Annotated in this window: 20 protein-coding genes and 1 pseudogene; 5 read left to right on the top strand and 16 right to left on the bottom strand. The window is 35.5% G+C overall.

The features are described 5' to 3' along the window. Positions 1-3: 3 nt before the first annotated feature. The 14 genes and pseudogenes from soxZ to FJR03_RS11025 all read right to left on the bottom strand — a co-directional run bounded on the left by soxZ (position 4) and on the right by FJR03_RS11025 (position 10,306). Positions 4-318, bottom strand: coding sequence for a thiosulfate oxidation carrier complex protein SoxZ (gene soxZ / locus FJR03_RS11085; protein ID WP_193113563.1), 315 nt, complete (start codon positions 316-318; stop codon positions 4-6). Positions 319-366: 48 nt separating this feature from the next. Beyond that, positions 367-846 (bottom strand): thiosulfate oxidation carrier protein SoxY, encoded by a 480-nt coding sequence (locus tag FJR03_RS11080; RefSeq protein WP_193113562.1) that lies wholly within the window; start codon positions 844-846, stop codon positions 367-369. A gap of 21 nt (positions 847-867) precedes the next feature. Further along, positions 868-1,992, bottom strand: coding sequence for a c-type cytochrome (locus FJR03_RS11075; RefSeq protein WP_193113561.1), 1,125 nt, complete (start codon positions 1,990-1,992; stop codon positions 868-870). Beyond that, positions 1,992-3,392 (bottom strand): sulfite dehydrogenase, encoded by a 1,401-nt coding sequence (gene soxC, locus FJR03_RS11070; protein ID WP_193113560.1) that lies wholly within the window; start codon positions 3,390-3,392, stop codon positions 1,992-1,994. Before soxC ends, FJR03_RS11075 begins: the two co-directional genes overlap by 1 nt. A 241-nt stretch (positions 3,393-3,633) precedes the next feature. Beyond that, complete coding sequence (locus FJR03_RS11065; protein WP_193113559.1) at positions 3,634-3,903, bottom strand: hypothetical protein; 270 nt, start codon at positions 3,901-3,903, stop codon at positions 3,634-3,636. Continuing rightward, positions 3,900-4,034, bottom strand: coding sequence for a hypothetical protein (locus FJR03_RS11770; RefSeq protein WP_255524248.1), 135 nt, complete (start codon positions 4,032-4,034; stop codon positions 3,900-3,902). The genes FJR03_RS11065 and FJR03_RS11770 overlap by 4 nt, the downstream gene beginning before the upstream one ends. Positions 4,035-4,230: 196 nt before the next feature. Next, positions 4,231-4,623, bottom strand: a pseudogene (locus FJR03_RS11060) (DUF2231 domain-containing protein); the annotation flags it as partial. Between the two features lie 86 nt (positions 4,624-4,709). Next, entirely contained in the window at positions 4,710-5,705 is a 996-nt protein-coding gene (locus tag FJR03_RS11055; protein ID WP_193113557.1) for a DUF6781 family protein, read from the bottom strand. 9 nt (positions 5,706-5,714) lie between these two features. After that, positions 5,715-5,990, bottom strand: coding sequence for an HP0495 family protein (locus FJR03_RS11050; RefSeq protein ID WP_193113556.1), 276 nt, complete (start codon positions 5,988-5,990; stop codon positions 5,715-5,717). Beyond that, entirely contained in the window at positions 5,971-6,441 is a 471-nt protein-coding gene (gene moaC, locus FJR03_RS11045; protein ID WP_193113555.1) for a cyclic pyranopterin monophosphate synthase MoaC, read from the bottom strand. The genes FJR03_RS11050 and moaC overlap by 20 nt, the downstream gene beginning before the upstream one ends. A gap of 26 nt (positions 6,442-6,467) precedes the next feature. After that, a complete protein-coding gene (gene mobA / locus FJR03_RS11040; protein ID WP_193113554.1) occupies positions 6,468-7,052 on the bottom strand; it encodes a molybdenum cofactor guanylyltransferase MobA in 585 nt (194 codons plus the stop codon). After that, positions 7,053-8,267: an OmpA family protein gene (locus FJR03_RS11035; RefSeq protein ID WP_193113553.1), complete on the bottom strand. Its 1,215-nt coding sequence runs from the start codon at positions 8,265-8,267 to the stop codon at positions 7,053-7,055. 82 nt (positions 8,268-8,349) lie between these two features. After that, entirely contained in the window at positions 8,350-9,609 is a 1,260-nt protein-coding gene (locus FJR03_RS11030; protein ID WP_193113552.1) for a 3-isopropylmalate dehydratase large subunit, read from the bottom strand. A 190-nt stretch (positions 9,610-9,799) separates the two neighbouring features. Further along, complete coding sequence (locus FJR03_RS11025) at positions 9,800-10,306, bottom strand: hypothetical protein (RefSeq protein WP_193113551.1); 507 nt, start codon at positions 10,304-10,306, stop codon at positions 9,800-9,802. 162 nt (positions 10,307-10,468) lie between these two features. On the opposite strand from FJR03_RS11025, the gene FJR03_RS11020 reads away from it, so the two are divergent. From FJR03_RS11020 to FJR03_RS11010, 3 genes are read left to right on the top strand one after another with little or no spacing between them, the layout of a single operon-like run. Beyond that, the gene (locus FJR03_RS11020; RefSeq protein ID WP_193113550.1) at positions 10,469-11,686 is read left to right on the top strand and encodes a NifS family cysteine desulfurase; all 1,218 of its coding nucleotides are present in this window, start codon (positions 10,469-10,471) and stop codon (positions 11,684-11,686) included. A gap of 32 nt (positions 11,687-11,718) precedes the next feature. Further along, positions 11,719-12,699 (top strand): iron-sulfur cluster assembly scaffold protein, encoded by a 981-nt coding sequence (locus FJR03_RS11015; RefSeq protein ID WP_193113549.1) that lies wholly within the window; start codon positions 11,719-11,721, stop codon positions 12,697-12,699. A 55-nt stretch (positions 12,700-12,754) separates the two neighbouring features. After that, positions 12,755-13,639, top strand: coding sequence for an HpcH/HpaI aldolase/citrate lyase family protein (locus FJR03_RS11010; protein WP_193113548.1), 885 nt, complete (start codon positions 12,755-12,757; stop codon positions 13,637-13,639). Here the strand turns inward: FJR03_RS11010 and FJR03_RS11005 are convergent. Continuing rightward, positions 13,626-14,762, bottom strand: coding sequence for a sensor histidine kinase (locus tag FJR03_RS11005; protein WP_193113547.1), 1,137 nt, complete (start codon positions 14,760-14,762; stop codon positions 13,626-13,628). The two genes, FJR03_RS11010 and FJR03_RS11005, sit on opposite strands and share 14 nt — an antisense overlap. Further along, complete coding sequence (locus FJR03_RS11000) at positions 14,755-15,408, bottom strand: response regulator transcription factor (RefSeq protein WP_193113546.1); 654 nt, start codon at positions 15,406-15,408, stop codon at positions 14,755-14,757. Before FJR03_RS11000 ends, FJR03_RS11005 begins: the two co-directional genes overlap by 8 nt. A gap of 99 nt (positions 15,409-15,507) precedes the next feature. Here FJR03_RS11000 and FJR03_RS10995 point away from each other — a divergent pair, with 99 nt between their 5' ends. Both FJR03_RS10995 and dbpA read left to right on the top strand, forming a co-directional pair. Beyond that, entirely contained in the window at positions 15,508-16,740 is a 1,233-nt protein-coding gene (locus FJR03_RS10995; RefSeq protein WP_193113545.1) for an EAL and HDOD domain-containing protein, read from the top strand. Continuing rightward, positions 16,730-18,088: an ATP-dependent RNA helicase DbpA gene (gene dbpA, locus FJR03_RS10990; protein WP_193113544.1), complete on the top strand. Its 1,359-nt coding sequence runs from the start codon at positions 16,730-16,732 to the stop codon at positions 18,086-18,088. The genes FJR03_RS10995 and dbpA overlap by 11 nt, the downstream gene beginning before the upstream one ends. Positions 18,089-18,141: the final 53 nt, after the last annotated feature.

Here is an 18,141-nt window from a genome sequence, read left to right as displayed (position 1 = left end):
AAATTATTTAATTTTACCTTTACCTTTAAGAGTGTTACCTTTACGATCAACAGCAACCATCTCAAGAGCGTCACCTTTAGCACCGATACCTTTAAGGTCGAATTTAAAGATAGGGTTTTTAGATAAGAACTGAGAAGTTGACATATCCATTACAGTTTCACCGTTGATTGTAGCAGAGATATGAGTAATGAAGTTAGCATTTTCTCTATCACCAGTTTTTTTCTCAGCCATGTTATATGTAGACATTTCGTGTTTAGCCATTGCTTTAACAGAAACTACACCGCCTTTTAATTTTGCTTTTACTTTAATTGCTGACATATTTATTCCTTATATTTTTTCTTTTTTAAATCAATATATGAAAAGGGATTAACCTTCACATCCACCAAGAGCAACATCTAGAGTTTGTTTAGCAGCATAAAGTTTACCGTCAGTACCTTCAGCTACGATAGTAATAGTACCAGATTTAGCCATTTTAATTTTGATTGAGTAGTTCATTGCATCATATTTAGATACAGTGTATACACATACAGCAGCTTCTGGGTTAGCATCTTGGAATACTGCTACAGTTTTAGCAGGAACAGATACTGAAAAATCAACTGGAATTGCACCACCGTTAGATGCAACAGCTTTTTTAGGGCTATCAGATGGAACTTTAGCAGCTGTTAATTTAACATTGCTCATAGTTAAATCTTTTTTACCATACATTGCCATGATAGCATCATCAACAGTGTGTGCAGTCCATACAGCTGGTTTTGATTTTCTGAAATCCTCAGCTCTTACGCTTGCAGGTACAACAGCTAAAGCTAATGCACCTAAAGTCATACTTAAAAATTGTCTTCTTTCCATAATCTTTCCTTTAATTGAGATTTATTTGCTTTGGTTAACTATATAGTCAACTACAAGTTTGAATTCTTTATCACTTAGTGATGAACCACCTTTAGCTGGCATACCAGCATCTGTACCGTTTAGACCATTTTTATAAACAGCATCCATACCTTTAGCTAGTAATGGAGCCCATGCACCTTTATCACCAGGAGCTGGAGCTGCACCAGTGTCATGACACATTGCACAAGCTTCTGTATAAGCAGTTTTTGCATCAAAAGAAGAACTTCCTTCTTCAGCTGGTAAATCTCTAACAGCTGACATTGGTGGATGGAAGTCACTGATACCAACAGTAATCTCAGCTACATGAACAGTCGGTTCTTGACAGTTAGTCATACAACGTTCACTTCTTTTTACTTTTACAGCACCAAAGTTATCTGGATTTGCATAGTAAGCACGTACATTTTCTGGACCTTGTGGACCATCGATTACAGGTTCATAAACGTCTTTAGCAGGCATTTTGATTTTTAAGAAGTTTTCACGATTTAAAACGTAATCTTCATCTACAGGTACACCGTCAATTTCCATCTCATTAACATTCAATACATATGCTACTAAAGCGTATACTTCATCGTCTGTTAAAGTGTCAGTTGCTGGGTGTGGCATTGCATCTTTAATGTACCACCACATTGTACTAGCTTGTGCCCAATAGCTTCCGAAGAATCTTGATGGACCATCAGTATCTGGTTTTAGTCTTTGACGAGTTAAAGTTTCGTACATTGCGTATGCATTACCTTTAGAAAGTGCTGGATAACCACCACCACCTGAACCAAAGTCACCGTGACACATTACACATTTTGCTTCGTAAACTTCTTCACCTTCTTCAACAGTACCTTCACCTTCTGGTAAACCTGTTCCATCTGGCATTACATCTGAATTCCAAGCATTGTACTCGTCTTCTGTTGGTACACGACCATTATTAATAGTCATGTCGTGAGCTGTAGTATTTACATGGTAAGGACCAGTTTTACCGTTTGCTATTGGATAGTATACACCACCATCCATACCATGTTTAACTGGTGCAGAAGTTTCCATACATCCAGAGAAACCAAATGATACTAATGCAGCTACAGAAGCTGATACTAATAACTTATTACTAATTTTTATCATTACGCTTCTCCTTTTTTCTCAATTACAACATTACCGTCTTTGTCACGAGTAAGTTCTGAACGGATTTGAACGTGAGTTACTGTTCCGTCTTTTTCAACTTTCCAAGTTTCAACAGCATTTCTGTGGTAAACCGCTTCAACACCAACTTTAGTCAGCTCTTGATCAATTGTTGGTTGGATATAACCAGCATCATCAGTAGCACGTGAAGTAAGTAATAGTTCTTCACCTTTTTTGTATTTATGCATATAGCTAAAACGTGTCCAACATTTAGGTAATACAAGACCTTTTAGTTCAGCTTCAACGTAGTTTTTACCACCGTCAAATGAGATATCAACACCAGTGATTGTACCCATACCTGACCATGCAAGACCTTCGATCTCTACAATATCACCATCTTTTAGGTTTGACCAGTCAATTTCTGGTGATGGAGAAGTTACAGTTGAGTTAACTTCATTTGCATAAGTGTGTTGCATAATATGACCGTTTGGTTTAAGAACAGTATATTTAGAAGTTTCTTCTTTACAGTACCATGGCTCACTAGCGAAGTCTAATCTTCTTAACCATTTAACACATAAGTTACCTTCCCAACCTGGAACAAGTAAACGAATTGGGTAACCTTGCTCTGGACGAAGAGCCTCACCATTTTGTCCCCAAACGATCATAGCATCGTCAAGAACTTTTTCCATAGGGATTGTTCTACCCATTTTAGATGAGTCGCCACCCTCTGCAAGCATCCATAAAGCTTCTGGTTTTACCCCAAGGTCTTTTAAGATATCTTTGATGTAAACACCAGTCCACTCAGCACAAGACATAAAACCTTTAGAGAATTGTAAAGAGTTATATTGTGGTCCTCTCCACTCTTGTCCACCATTAGCCGGACATTCGATGAAGTGTGTACGAGTTACACTTGGATATCTTTTTAATTCTTCCATAGTTAATACTAAAGGTTTTTCCACTAAACCTGTAATCATTAATCTATGCTCATTAGGATCGATGTGTGCAACACCACCGTGACAACGAGAGAAGAATAATCCATTTGGAGTAATAATTCCCATTGATTCTTGAATAGGTGTTACTGCAATTGAAGCTCTAAAGTTACCAGATGCTAGTAGCTTAGTATATCTTCTAGTTACATTGTGCTCATATTTTGAAGGCATTCCGTAAAGGTTTTTAGTAACAGGATCTCCCCATTTTGTAGCCCACTCTGGTGTTCCAAGAATAGCTTCTTCACCATTTCCACCAGCATGTTCATTCGCCATAGCATTAGACGATAGTAGCGAAGTACCAGCTATTGCAGTACCAGCCATAGCAGCTGTTTTTCTGAAAAAGTCTCTTCTGCCAATACTTTTTTCAGTACTGTTAGATAAATTATCTATGTTTTCTTGAGATTTTTTATCCACATTTTCTCCTTTGTTAAATTGTTTATTACATATTTTAAGTTAATAATGTACTCCGAATTTCGAACAGGTATTATGCCATTTTATACTTAATTATAAATTTTAGCAAAACTAATTATACTGCATTTGTGAAAATTATGTGATAATAGGGTGATTTTGTTGGAAATAGTGTTACAATATGAAACACTTTTTGTGTAAAAAAAAATTAATATAAGAATGAGTCATTTTTATTATAAGAATTATGTTATATTTTTATGATTCCTAGTATGACAAAAGTGTTTTTCTGTTTATTGTGATAAAAAGGGATACGAAAACCCTCATGTTCTACATCTTTTATGTTTTCATCATCGAAAAGTTTTGATTGTTTATACTTCTTATCTTTAGTAGGGATGTTTAACAATATAGTATCTAGATACATCTTAAACCCTTTTACGGAGTTAGGATCGTTTTGTATCATTTCTTCGAGAATCTCTTTCATCTGATCTTCAAAAACTTGCGTAACTAATATATTCATTTATTTATCTTTTCTGTAAGCCAAGCTGAGGACTCCTTCATGTATTGAAGGAGATCCTTTGTTGTTTGCTCACCGGCTTCATATTGTTTAAAAGCCTCTTTGATTTTCTCAATTTGAGCATTTGCATCCATGAGTTAGTTATTCCTCATCCTCAGATTCTTCATCATCTGATTTACAACCAATTTTTGCACAAGTTTCTTCAGAGATTGTAGTTATTTTTTCTTTTACTAAAGTAGTTACTTCTTCTACATCTTCAGCCATCTCTAGCTCGTCACTAGAAACAAATTTTTCAAGTTGAGTCATTTGGAATGGTTGACCGTGTTCATAAACGATTTCACCACCGTGCTTCCCTTGGATAAATGTTACAGCCATAACTACGACAGTTAAAATAACACCGAATGCTTGTAGGCCAAACTTACGTAGTTGGCAACCCGCTATCTGAATAAGAGCAACTATAGACATTGCGATTGCTAAATAAAGACCTAGCTCTTTATGTTCAAGTAGCTCATGTTTTCCTGCTTCGCTAAGAAAATTGAAAATTTTTGGACCAGCTTCACTTCCCGTATACCATACACCTACCATTGCGATAGCTGCAAATAGAGCTGTACGTGCTGAAATTTTTGACATAGTTTCTGATTTGCTTACTAGATATGCAAGACCGAAGACTGATGCAACTACTGGTAGTACCATAGCGAAATGTGCCGTTGCCGGGTGTAACATCATAATGAATTCCTTTATTATAAAATTATCACATTATATTGAAGTTTTTTGAAATTCAGCTTTATTCTAACATAAAAAATTGTAATTTAACTCTTCTTTTTATCAATTGCGTCTTTAGCTGTTTTTATGGCACTTCCAAGTGCAAATTTTGCAGTTTCAAATGCTTGTTTACCCATTCTTTTTGCTTCTTGCGCTTTTTGCGAATGTATAGCAGAATCAGCTTTTTTAACAGCAAGTTTTGCAAAGTTTGCAAATTTATTTTTCATCACTTCAGCTGTCTCTTTAGAAACTGTAAGCAGTTCTTCAAGGTCATATTTCATCTCTTTATTAATATCAAGAAGAATTTTGTGAACTACAGATGAGCTTTGTGAAGCCTGGTTTATTACAACTTGAGAGAAGATAGTATCTGTCTGATTAAGATCTTCCATAATAGTATCATAGTCTTCGATCAAGATATGTTTTGCTTCCATAGGCATATACGCTAAACGTTTTTTAAATCTATGGATTGATTTAATAAGACCTGAACGCATCCCTTTTGTTGTCGCACTTAAAATCTCTTGTGCTTTATTTGGTTCAGCTTCAGCGACATCTATTGCAATCGCAAGGATAGTTGAGAGGATCTTTCTGATACGGATAGTATTGAGTGAACCCTCTTTGATAGATTCAAAAGTGATTTCTTTAATTGTCTCGATCAAATACTCTTTAAAATCACTGTCACGCTCTTTTTCAAGAGCTGTAATAATGGCTGATTCTACTATTTCACTTAAAATTTCGTAGAGGTCAATTGATTGGAGTTTTACTTGATGGAGCTTAGTAAAAGCAGATGGAGAGTTTTGTAGTTTCTCTTCTATAGCATTGAAAACTTCATATTTCTTCTCTTGAATCTCTTCAGACTTTTTTTCTATAGAACGTTCAAGTTCCTCTTTCTTCTTTAAAAGGGTTTCGAGTTCGTTTTCAATATCGGAGATTTGGTTATTGATAATCTGAGTAGTAAGTGTTTCAATTTTTTGCGTATCAACACTCTCTAGATCAAGGCCTCCAAAAAAACTATCTACATCTTTTTGTAATTTACTATTTTCCATCATATACTCCTATAACACCATTTTTATATTTTGATGTTGTTTTAAAGCATCATATATAAATTGTCTATCATCTTCATTGTGTACTAACAAATCAAGATTCATACTTACATACTTTCCGGTTTTTGAGTTGTTTGAGTGAGTCAGTTTATGTTCTCTTTCAAGTAAAACATCCCTCACTGCTTGTTCAAGTGCAGCTTTTTCAGTTGCTATCACTTTATAACACCAAGAGCAAGGGTATGTAAGCTCTAGCTTTTCACCTTTTAGTCTATCGTTTAAAGTCTCCACTTTTTCCTCCTGATTTTGCTTCAAGTTGTACGTTACGGATGATCATCCCTTTATCGATCGCTTTTACCATATCGTAGATTGTTAAAAGTCCAACAGATGTCCCTGTCAAGGCTTCCATCTCAACACCCGTTTGTCCTTTGAGTTTTGCTGTAACTGTCAGTTTAAATCCAGGAAGCTCAGGTAACTCGTCTACATCACAGTTGATACCACTAAGGTTTAGAGGATGACACATTGGGATAAGGTCACTTGTTTTTTTAACACCCATAATTGAAGCGATCACTGCAGTTTGTAGAACCGGACCCTTTTTTGTCGTTTCATTTACGATGGCATCGTATGCCTCTTGACTCATCTCTATTATACCGCTTGCAACAGCTACGCGTGTCGTTTCGTCCTTGTCACTTACATCGACCATCTTTGGTCTTTGATTTTCATCTAAATGCGTTAAGTTCATATTTTAGTTCTTTACTTTTTTCACTATTATATCAAAGAGGTGTTAATAATTTCCAATCCTTTTTGATATTCCTCTTTATTGTTAAGGTTTAAAAATTTGTTTTGATCTGTAAAGTCGACAAGTTTTGTATTGGAATTTTTTAGTAGGTATCCGAGTTTATGGATATTGTTTTTCTCCATATCAATAAAAGCCTTGAGCAAAGAGCGGTGATAGATACCGCAAAGAGGCTGCATTTTACCCTCTAGTGTAGCGATTGTCGCATCATTTGTATCTTGGTCATGTTCAAGGAGGGTTTGGATGATTATCTCATCTATAAAAGGGGTGTCTACACTGATTGCAAAAAAACTCTCTGCATCTAATAGAGAAAAACTTGAGATAAAACCGGTAGTTGGTGCGAAGAGTTCTTGATGCTGATCTTCTATAAAATTTGCATCAAAATTAAACTTCTCTTTTGTTTTTGTAGAGATATAAACATTGCAAAAGAGTTTTGAGAGTTTATTATATAAGTATTGTGTTAGGGTAGGTGAAGGGCCAAATGGAAGAAGTGCTTTATCTTCTCCCATTCGTGAACTTTTACCGCCTGCAAAGATGACGCATGGAATAACAAACATTTAGTGTCTAGTCAGCTGTGCTTCGATTCTTCTGTTTTGCGAACGACCTTCAGCAGTTTTATTGTCGGCAACAGGTTTCTCTTCGCCCATTCCCTCTGAAGTTAATTGCTTAGGATCAACACCTTTTGCTATAAGTGCTTGCACTACTGCATTTGCTCTTTTTTCTGAGAGTTTTTTGTTATATGCAGCGGCACCGCGATCATCAGTATGTCCAACTATGTGTGCACTGTAGTTTGTGTATGTCGTTAAGAATTTTGCATATTGATCAAGAAGTGCAGATGAGGACTCTTTAATAGTTGAAGAGTTTGTTGCAAAATTGATGTTTAGTGTTACCTCTTTAGGACAACCTTCATCATTTACATCAGCGCCTAATGGTGTATTTGGACAAATATCTTTGGCATTTACAACACCGTCTTTATCAGTATCGATATCACACCCATTTTCGTCAACTTTTACACCTAGTTTTGTTTTTGGACATTGATCTTTTGAATCGACTATGCCATCATTATCACTGTCAACTTCACAGCCGTTTGTATCTACTGTAACATTGGCAGGAGATGCCGGACACTGATCTTTGGAGTTTAAAACACCGTCGTTGTCATCATCACCGTCAACTGGTTCAGGAGTGACAACTGGTTCTTCTTTCACAACTTCTTGTTTTGGTTCCTCTTTTGGTTGTGGCTGAGTTGAATCACCAAATGCAAAGGTTAAGCCAACCATAGCTATCAAGTTACTGTCAAAGTGACCTGCATTTTGGTTTGCATATTTTGCAAGATAAATAGCTTCTGCTTTTAAAGCTAAGTTTTCACTGAAGAAGTATTTCGCACCTGCACCTGCATCTAGAAAAAAGCCGTCTTGATTTGCTTCAGTTTCATTACCTACATTTTCAATACCGATACCTGCTTTTGCAAAGGGTACAAAGTTATTTATTGTATCAAAGGTATAAACACCGTTAAATGCACCACGAGTGATAGATGAGTCACCACTGGCTTCATATTTCGCTTTCGGTGAATAAAGAATAGAAAATTCAGGAGAGATTTTTGAGTTAGGTGAATTGAACTGTATTTCTAAGCCACCTAAAAAGTGTCCATTGTTTTTAATGTCAATGTTGCCCTCCGTCAGATCGTATCCGATCATTGGAGAGATTTCATATTGTTTTTGTTCTGCTAGCAGTACACTAGAAACTAAGGCTGAAAGTAATAGAAACTTCTTCATCTGAACCCCTTTAAATAAGTTTAATAACATAGTTAAACTCGATAGTATGATAAAGTTTAGTCTCATTTACCTTATAGTTTTATTATCTAGGATCTGTAATATATCCTGTGATCGCAGAAGCTGCTGCTACCGCAGAGTTTGCTAAATATACTTTTGAACTTCTAGAGCCCATACGCCCAACGAAGTTTCTATTTGTTGTAGAGATTGCAACTTCGCCGTCTCCTAGGATACCCATGTAACCACCAAGACATGCACCACAAGTTGGATTACTCACAACACCGCCTGCATCTACAATTATATCAATATATCCAAGTTTTGTAGCTTCACGTAAGATCTTTTGTGTACCAGGAGTAACGATAAGTCTTACATCTTCATGTACTTTTTTACCCTCTAAGATCTCAGCTGCAACTTTTAAATCTGCTAAACGACCATTTGTACATGAACCGATAAATGCTTGATCAACTTTGATTTTATCAGCTACCGCTTGAACAACAGAGTGACCGTTTGACGGTAAGAACGGGTATGCAATAACAGGATCAAGTTTATCAACTTCAATGTTAAGTTCCATACAATATGTTGCATCCGCATCGCTTTGGTGGATTTTCGGCGCGCGAGCTAAATCTTTGTCTGCTAAAAATTCTGCAGTGATCTCATCATGCGCAACGATACCACTTTTTGCACCAGCTTCGATAGCCATGTTACACATAGAGAATCTGTCATCCATGCTTAAGTGAGGAATAGTTGAACCAGTGAACTCTAAAGTTTTGTAAAGTGCACCGTCAACACCGATCATTCTGATGATCTCTAGGATGATATCTTTACCCGTAGTATATTGCCCAGGTTTTCCGCTTAGGTTTACTTTGATAGTTTCAGGAACTTTGAACCAGTTACCGCCTGTGATCATAGCAAATGCAAGGTCAGTTGAACCCATACCAGTTGAGAATGCTCCAAGAGCACCGTGTGTACAAGTGTGTGAATCGGCACCGATAATTACATCACCAGGAACTACAAGACCTTTTTCAGGTAAAAGTGCATGCTCGATTCCCATATCTTTTTCATCAAAAAAGTTTTTAAGTTTATGTTTTTTAGCGAAATCACGAGATATTCTTGCTTGGTTAGCTGAAGCGATATCTTTTGCAGGGATGAAGTGATCAAGTACGATTGAGAATCCATCAGGATTTGCTAGTTTTTCTGCACCGCTATCTTCAAAAGCTTTGATAGAGATAGGTGTAGTGATGTCATTTCCGATAACCATGTCGATTGGTGAGCGAACGATTTCGCCTGCGTATACCTCTTTACCAACATGTTCAGAAAATATTTTTTCAGTTATGGTTTGTCCCATAGTTTATTCCTTAATTTTATTGTATAAAATGAAGGAAACCTTGTATTTTATTTGACACGATATAAGGAAATAATTCCTTTATCTACGTTAACACTAGGTTTTCTTCAGCAGAAAGCTCATCGCATTAGTGCGATTTTGGTTTTGAAAATAATTTCGCGATTATAACATAAGAGGTTTAAACACAGATGATTTAGCTTTCATATTTAATAGCTTTTTTAGTAAACTCCGTTGAACAAAAAAAGATTGCTAAAAAGATAGGATTGAATTTTACGAGATCATTATCAAAATCTATCGTGTCAAAAACACCAAAACTAAAGCCACCACCATCTTTTGGATTTTGCGGTGTGACAACAAATTCGATTGGTTTGAGTGTCTTAATAAGGTTTATAACCTTTTTTTTCTTTTTTTGACTTGGTTCATCTAAAAGGTTAAATTCTCTGTTTTGTGATTCTCTATGTAAAACCAAGATCTTATCAAGCAGATCAAGTTTGTCTTTAAAAATCACTTTATTCCATTTAATTAGAGAGTTATTTGAAGCGATTTGCATTTTTGTACTGCTTAGTGGCAGTGCCTTATTTCTTATTGCTTCTATTAAAGAGAGTAGATAGTTTATACCCCCAACATTCTCGGCAGCCTTTTTCATAAAGATGCTGACTACTATTTTTGTATCATCATTGAGGTTATTAAAATTACACATGGCGAAATTATATGCTGTTTTAATTCTTAAGTCAAATCGGGTGTAAGTTTTACTTAAGCTATTCATAACCATAAAGCTATTATGATGTCAACACTAAAAGAGGACAAAAATTGTCTTATTTAAAAAGAATGAAAATCATTCTTAATATTAAGAGGTAAAATAATGCAAGTATATTTAGACAACAATGCTACTACAATGTGTGATCCAAAAGTTGTAGAAGCGATGTTACCATTCTTTTCTGAGCAGTATGGTAACCCAAACTCACTTCATAAATTTGGTTCATCTACGCATCCGGCACTAATGAATGCAATCAATCAAACATATAAAGCGATCAATGCAAGTGATAATGATGATATCGTATTTACATCATGTGCAACAGAATCAAATAACTGGGTTTTACAATCTGTATGGATTGATCACGTATTAAATGGTGATAAAAACCACATCGTAACGACTGAAGTTGAGCACCCGTCGATTCTTTCTACATGTAAATTTTTAGAGGAACAAGGTGTAAAAGTTACATATCTCCCGGTAAATGAAGAGGGTGTGGTTGAAGCACATACTGTAAAATCGTTCATTACTGACAAAACTGCTTTAGTTTCGGTTATGTGGGCATCAAACGAAACAGGTATGATCAACCCTATTAAAGAGATCGGTGAAATTTGTAAAGAGAAGGGTGTGTTATTTCATACAGACGGTGTACAGGCTGTTGGTAAGATTCCGGTTGATTTACAAGATGTACATGTAGACTTTTTATCGTTTTCTGCACATAAATTCCATGGACCAAAAGGGATTGGTGGATTATATATTAAAGATTCACAAGAGTTATCTCCGTTAATGCACGGTGGTGAACAAATGGGTGGACGCCGCTCAGGTACTTTAAATGTTCCGTATATCATCGGTATGGGAAAAGCTTTAGAGCTTGCTACTGAAAATATCGAAGAGACAATGGCTAAAATCCGTGCTAAACGTGATCGCTTGGAAGATGCACTTTTAGAGTTAAGCGATACATTTACAGTTGGTAATAGAGACAACCGTACACCAAACACTATCTTGATATCTATTAAAGGTGTTGAGGGTGAAGGTATGCTTTGGGATCTAAATAACGGTGAGATTGGAGCTTCAACTGGTTCTGCATGTGCATCGGAAGACCTAGAAGCAAATACTGTTATGCTGGCGATTGGAGCTGACAATGAACTTGCTCACACAGGTATCCGTTTATCTCTTTCAAGATTTACGACTGATGCTGAGGTTGATTATGTGATTTCACATTTCAAAAATGCAGTTGCAAGACTTAGAGGTATTTCAAGTTCATTTGCTAAACAAGCACCGACAAAAGGTGGAGAAGTTCAAGAGTGTGAACTTCATCATCACCATTAAAAATTATAAGAATTAAATAATAGGAGAAAATTATGGCTAAGGCTGATATGTTAGGCGAGTCTCTTTGGGACGCGTATTCAAATAAAGTAACGACATTAATGAACAATCCTCAACACCAAGGGGAGATCTTTGAAGCAGATGCAGAGTCACGCGGGAACAAACTTATTGTTGCTGACTTCGGTGCGGAATCTTGTGGTGATGCTGTACGTTTATACTGGGAGATCGATCCAGCGACTGATAAGATTATAGATTCTAAATTTAAATCTTTCGGTTGTGGTACTGCGATCGCTTCATCTGATGTAATGACTGAGCTTTGTATCGGTAAAACTGTACAAGAAGCTGTAAAAATTACAAATATCGATGTTGAGATGGCTCTTCGTGACGATCCGGAAACTCCGGCAGTTCCACCACAAAAGATGCACTGTTCGGTTATGGCTTACGATGTTATCAAAAAAGCTGCAGGACTTTATCTAGGTGTTGATGCAGAGAGTTTTGAAGAGGAGATCATTGTTTGTGAATGTGCACGTGTATCTCTAAATACTCTTAAAGAGGTTATCAAGCTAAACGACCTTAAAACTGTTGAAGAGATCACTGACTATACAAAAGCGGGTGGATTCTGTAAATCTTGTATTAAGCCTGGTGGACACGAAGCTATGGATTACTATTTAGTAGATATCTTAGCAGATACTCGTAAAGAGATGGATGAAGAAAAAATGAAAGCTGCTGCTGATGCTCAAGCTATGGGCGGCGGTAAATTTGAAGAGATGACATTAGTACAACAGATCAAAGCTGTTGATGCTATCATCGATGAGAATGTTCGTCAATTCCTAATTATGGACGGTGGAGATATGGAGATTATCGATATCAAAAAAGCTGATCCGTATATTGATATCTATATCCGTTACCTTGGTGCATGTAGCGGTTGTGCTTCAAGTGCTACTGGTACACTATATGCGATTGAAAGTACTCTTAAAGAGAAACTTTCAGATAAAATCCGCGTATTACCTATCTAATCTCACTTATACCATTTTACTTGACACTTTTTTAGTGTCATAGTAAAATGTTTTTATGAATCAAACAATCAACTATCTTAAACTTGGTGGGACGCTGTTTATCCCCGCTTCACACAAAAACCTTAATGAAATTCTTTATCATAATAAATATCCTGAATTAAAGTCATTAGTGGTTGATTTTGAAGATGGACTTGAGCAAGCAGAGCTTTCAAGTGCGTATAAAATAGTTAAGAGTCTACTTGATAAACGTCAAAGCAAATCTCTCTATCTTTTTCTACGTCCTAAAGATCAAAACCATCTAAAAGAGCTTTTGAAAATCTCTAGTATTGACACTGTTGATGGCTTTATATTGCCAAAGTTTTCACTAACAAATGCACAAGAGTATTTGGAACTGCTAGAGGGTACAAACTTTTACATAATGCCTAGTATAGAGGGAAAAGAGCTCTTTGATAGTGAAAAATTACAGTGTTTGAAAAAGCTATTGATAACAAACAAACAGAAGATTTTGTTAGTAAGATTCGGCCTTGAAGATATGTTGCGACAACTTGCGATGAGAAGAGGGTGTGATGAGTCTATATTTGATTTTAGTGTAACGAATGTTGTGCTTGGAAACTTCCTCTCTATTTTTAAAAGTGAAGGTTTTGCGATCAGCGGTGGAGTTTACCCTTGTTTTAAAGATGAAGAGGGTTTTAAAAAAGATGTTTTACGTGATCTAAAAGAGGGACTTTTCTCTAAAACCATTATTCACCCTAACCAAATAGCAGTTGTAAATGAACTCTATAAAGTAAATGAATCTGAATATAAAGAGGCTAGAGAGATGCAAGAGAGAACACAAGTAGTCTTTAATCAAAACGGAAAAATGGCAGAAAAACATACAATGCTCGGTTATTCTGAGCTAGTATTACAAAGAGCAGAGATATACGGTATTAAAAATAGATAGTTATTTTAGTCCCGATTCCAACTTTTGAATCGATCTCAATTTTGTAGTTATACTCTTGTGCAATTTGTTTGACAATACTAAGTCCTATCCCAAATCCTCCACCATAAGATGAAGCTCTTACATATCTTGTAAAAATAGTTTTTAATTTCTCTTTCTCAATACCAATTCCATTATCTTCTATAGACATATACTCAGGAGTCGTAGTAACGGTAATAGTCCCATTTTGGTGTGAATATTTGATTGCGTTTCCAAGTAGGTTACTGATAAGCATTTTTGCTTTAGTTGGTGCAATTGTAATTGGAACTGCTTGCAGGTTTGTTATGATTGAAAGGTGTTTTTTCTTACGAAGTTCTTTTACATACTCTATCTGCTCTTGAATAATATTCGAAAAGTTGATAGTCTCATCAGACTCTTTTGTATCAAAACTAACATAAGAAAGGGTTGCATAGATATCATGAAGTTGTTTAGTACTTATAGAGAGGTTATTTAGAATTTTTTCATCGTAAGTTTGTTTTTGTTTTAGTCGTGAGAGTGACATCATAAGCGCTGTAATAGGGGTATTAAGTTCATGTGTAGTGTCTTTTACAAACTCCTCTATCTCTTGCATCTTATCTTTAATAGGTTTTAAAAATATGTAGGAGAGAAATACTGCAATCATAATAATTAAAATTGCAGTAATGACAACTGCATAGGCTATTTTATTTTTTATTTTGGCAATATTTTTGAAATATTCATCACTTTGAACAATAATGTATTCAATCCCAAGATGCCCTCCTGATCTTTTTGAAACGAGTGTAAACATCATATCATTCATATAAAAATCTTTAGAAAAATCAACCTTTTGAATAAGCATACCGTCAATTACACCTTTTTCTTTATCTAGCAGAGCTACAGCTTCTTTGTCAAAATGTTTTAACTCAAACTTTTTATTGTTCATTGCAGCATGAATTATCTCTGAACTTACTACATCTGCAATATGGTTCATTCTGTAAAAGTTGGTACTCTTCTCCATAGCTACTTGAGATGTATAGAACCAGTATGCAGTGAGTGATAAAAAGATAAAAGAGCTGATAAGATAGAGTGCAAGAAATGAATAAAACGATTTTTTTGTAATCCTATTCATAGATATACCCTTCTGAACGAACAGTTTTTATCTTCTCTTTTCCGATAATGTTTCTAATGTCCCGAATATGCGATCGTAGTGTCGCTTCACTTGGTAAAGAATCATAGTCCCAGATATTTTGAATAAGTTCATTATTTGAAATAATGCGTGTTTTATTTTTTAAAAAATACTCAAGTATCAATGTATTCTTATGCCCTAGAGAGACAGTTTTATTGTCTGTTTCAATGGTTTTCATTTTTGGATTAAAAGTGATACCTGAAGAGAGTTCTATAAGCTCTTTTTGATCAAGATTGAAGATCCGTTTTAAATTTAAAATTCTTGCTTGTAGTTCGTCAAGTTCAAATGGTTTTTTTATATAGTCGTGTGCACCAGCTTCAAATGCTTGTGTAAGGTGTTCTGTATCTTTATATGCCGTGATGAAAATAGTGGGTGTTGTATAACTAAACTCCCGTAACTCTTGTAATAGTTTAAGACCGTTTTTCCCTACGACATTAATATCAAAGATAAATAAATCATAACTGTTTTTATCAAGTAGTGTATATACTTCATCTGAATGATAGGCATGGTTTATAGTGTAGAACTCACTTAGATAATCAACCAGAATATCTGCTAAAACAGGGTCATCTTCCATTACAAGTATATGCATTATTTTTGGTCCTCTAAGACCTATTTTAGCAGAACTAAAAAAATATAAAAAGGTATTTGTGCTATACTTATATTACGAAGAGTAAGGATGAATAAAATTATGGAACATGTATATTTAGCGAGACAAGTAATTTTAAGAGAAGATGCATCTTTATTTGCATACGAAGTGTTGTACAGGGACTCAAAAAAAAGAAGTGGAGTAACTGATGACAGATATGCCAGCTCTGCAGTTATCAGTAGCATCTTAAACCGTTTTGGGACAAAAGAGATTTTAAAAGGGAAGCGGGCTTTTATTAAGATAGATGAAAAGTTTTTACTCAGTGACCTGATTTTTACAATCCCTAATGAGTTTTTTATCTTTTCTTTATTTGATGATATTGAGATGGATGAAAGAATTGTTGAGAGAATGGAACAACTACACCATAAAGGTTATGCCCTTGGTATATCCGATACTGTTTTAAATATCCATACATTTGAAAAATACAATGTCGTGCACCATTGTATCTCCTACTTCAAACTCGACTTTTCACAAGAACTAGATAAAAATGCAGAGTCTATGATAGAGAACCTAAAAAGATCAAATATAGAAGTGATCGGTGCAAAAATAGATACTCAAGAGAAGTTTGAGTTAGCGAAAAAACTAGGATGTGACTATTTTCAGGGGTATTATTTTGCAAAACCGAAAATACTTGAAAATGAAAAATTTGAAGCATCACGTGCTAATGTCTTACACCTTTATAATCTGTTGATGCAGGAGACTAACATTGATGAGCTAACAAACGAGTTTGAAAAGAATCCTGAAATCTCTGTTCAGCTATTGCAGTTTATTAATTCGGGTGCATTCTTTTTTATGAAACCGATATCGAGCATTCACCATGTAATTACCTTGCTTGGACGTGTAAAGTTGGCACAATGGCTGATGCTTATGATCTATTCAAAATCTGTATCAAATAAAAATGAACATACCCCTTTAATGGAGATGATTCAAACAAGAGCCGTAATGATGGAGAAGGTATTAAAAATAATAAAACCTGATAGTGGTTCTAATATGCTGGGAGAGGCTTATTTTGTAGGTGTACTCTCTTTGATTAACGTAGTACTCGGAGGAGATTTAGAAGAGTTGTTGAAAAATCTACATATATCTCAAGAGGTAAGAGATGCAATTTTAGAGGGTAAAGGTCTTTTAGGTGATATCTTTCAATTGGTAAAAGATGTTGAAGCGTTTAATGTGGAGGGGATCATTATTTTTGAAACAAAATATCATTTAGACCCTCAAAGTATAAAAGTAGCGTTAGCAGACTGTATAGAAATTGAGAAAAAACTTGCAAAATAGGGAAAAATTTTCATCTGTAAATCTATCTAAAAAGATGGTGGAGAACTTACAAAAGCTCGGATATGAGTATATGACTGAGATCCAGGCACAAAGTATAGGTCCAATTCTTGAAAAACAGGATGTATTGGCTAAGGCAAAGACTGGAAGCGGTAAAACAGCTGCTTTTGGAATAGGTGTACTATCCCATATTGATGTAAAGCGTTTTCGCGTCCAGTCTTTAATCCTTTGTCCAACGAGGGAGCTTGCACAACAAGTTGCAAAAGAGCTTAGAAATCTTGCTAAGTTTCAACATAATATTAAAATTCTGACACTTATCGGTGGTGAATCTTTTGGAAAACAACTAGGTAGCCTGGCACATCACGCACACATTGTCGTAGGGACACCGGGAAGGGTGTTAAAACATCTAAATAAAGGGAGTTTATCTCTTGATGAGCTGAACAGTTTTGTCCTTGATGAGGCCGATCGAATGCTCGACATGGGGTTTATTGAAGAGATCGACGGAGTAGTTTCATATATCCCGCAAAAGGTACAAACACTTCTTTTCTCGGCAACATATGATGATGAGATTTTAGAGATCAGTAAAAAATATCAAGTAGATCCTCTCTCTATTACAACCGAAGAACAAGAGGTGAAAAATGAGATTGAAGAGGTATTTGTACAAACAGCTAACAAACAAAACACGCTTTTAAAAGTGTTAGCGCACTATAAACCAAAAAATGCCATCGTCTTTGTTAACACTAAAATAGAATCTGATGAACTAGCAGAATTTTTACAGGAGAATCATATTGATGCTCTCTCCTTGCACGGTGATCTTGAACAATATGACAGGATAGATACTCTTGTACAGTTTAGTAATCACTCTTGCCGTGTACTTATTGCTACAGATGTTGCTTCCAGAGGGCTTGATATTAAAGAGCTTGCTATGGTTGTTAATTATGATATGGCAAATACAAAAGAGATCTATACACATAGAATAGGACGAACGGCCAGAGCCGGAATGAAAGGCTTGGCTGTAAGTTTATGCAATGATACTGCAGAGCTTTTTGATGAAGATTCAAATGAGCTTTTAGAAGATCAAGATTTTCAAAGTGACGAAAACTTTACTATGTATGCAAAATACAAAACGCTTGTGATCGAAGGCGGGAAGAAAGATAAACTTCGTGCAGGTGATATTTTAGGTGCTTTAACAGCCGATAAATCTATTAGTGGAAGTGCTATTGGAAAGATAGATATATATGATAGACAGGCATATGTAGCCATTGAAACTAATTTGATAGACAAAGCATGTAAAAAATTAAATAATGACAAGATCAAGGCAAAAAAATTCTCAGTTTGGATCCTTGATTAACAACTGATAGAAGGGGAAAAGTAAAGTTTCGAAATAGATAAACTTGAAAAAAC

The organism is Sulfurimonas marina, assembly GCF_014905095.1.
In the GTDB taxonomy this organism is placed as follows: domain Bacteria; phylum Campylobacterota; class Campylobacteria; order Campylobacterales; family Sulfurimonadaceae; genus Sulfurimonas; species Sulfurimonas marina.
The sequence above is the reverse complement of the archived record's forward strand: the minus strand, read 5'-3'. Positions and strand labels throughout refer to the sequence as shown.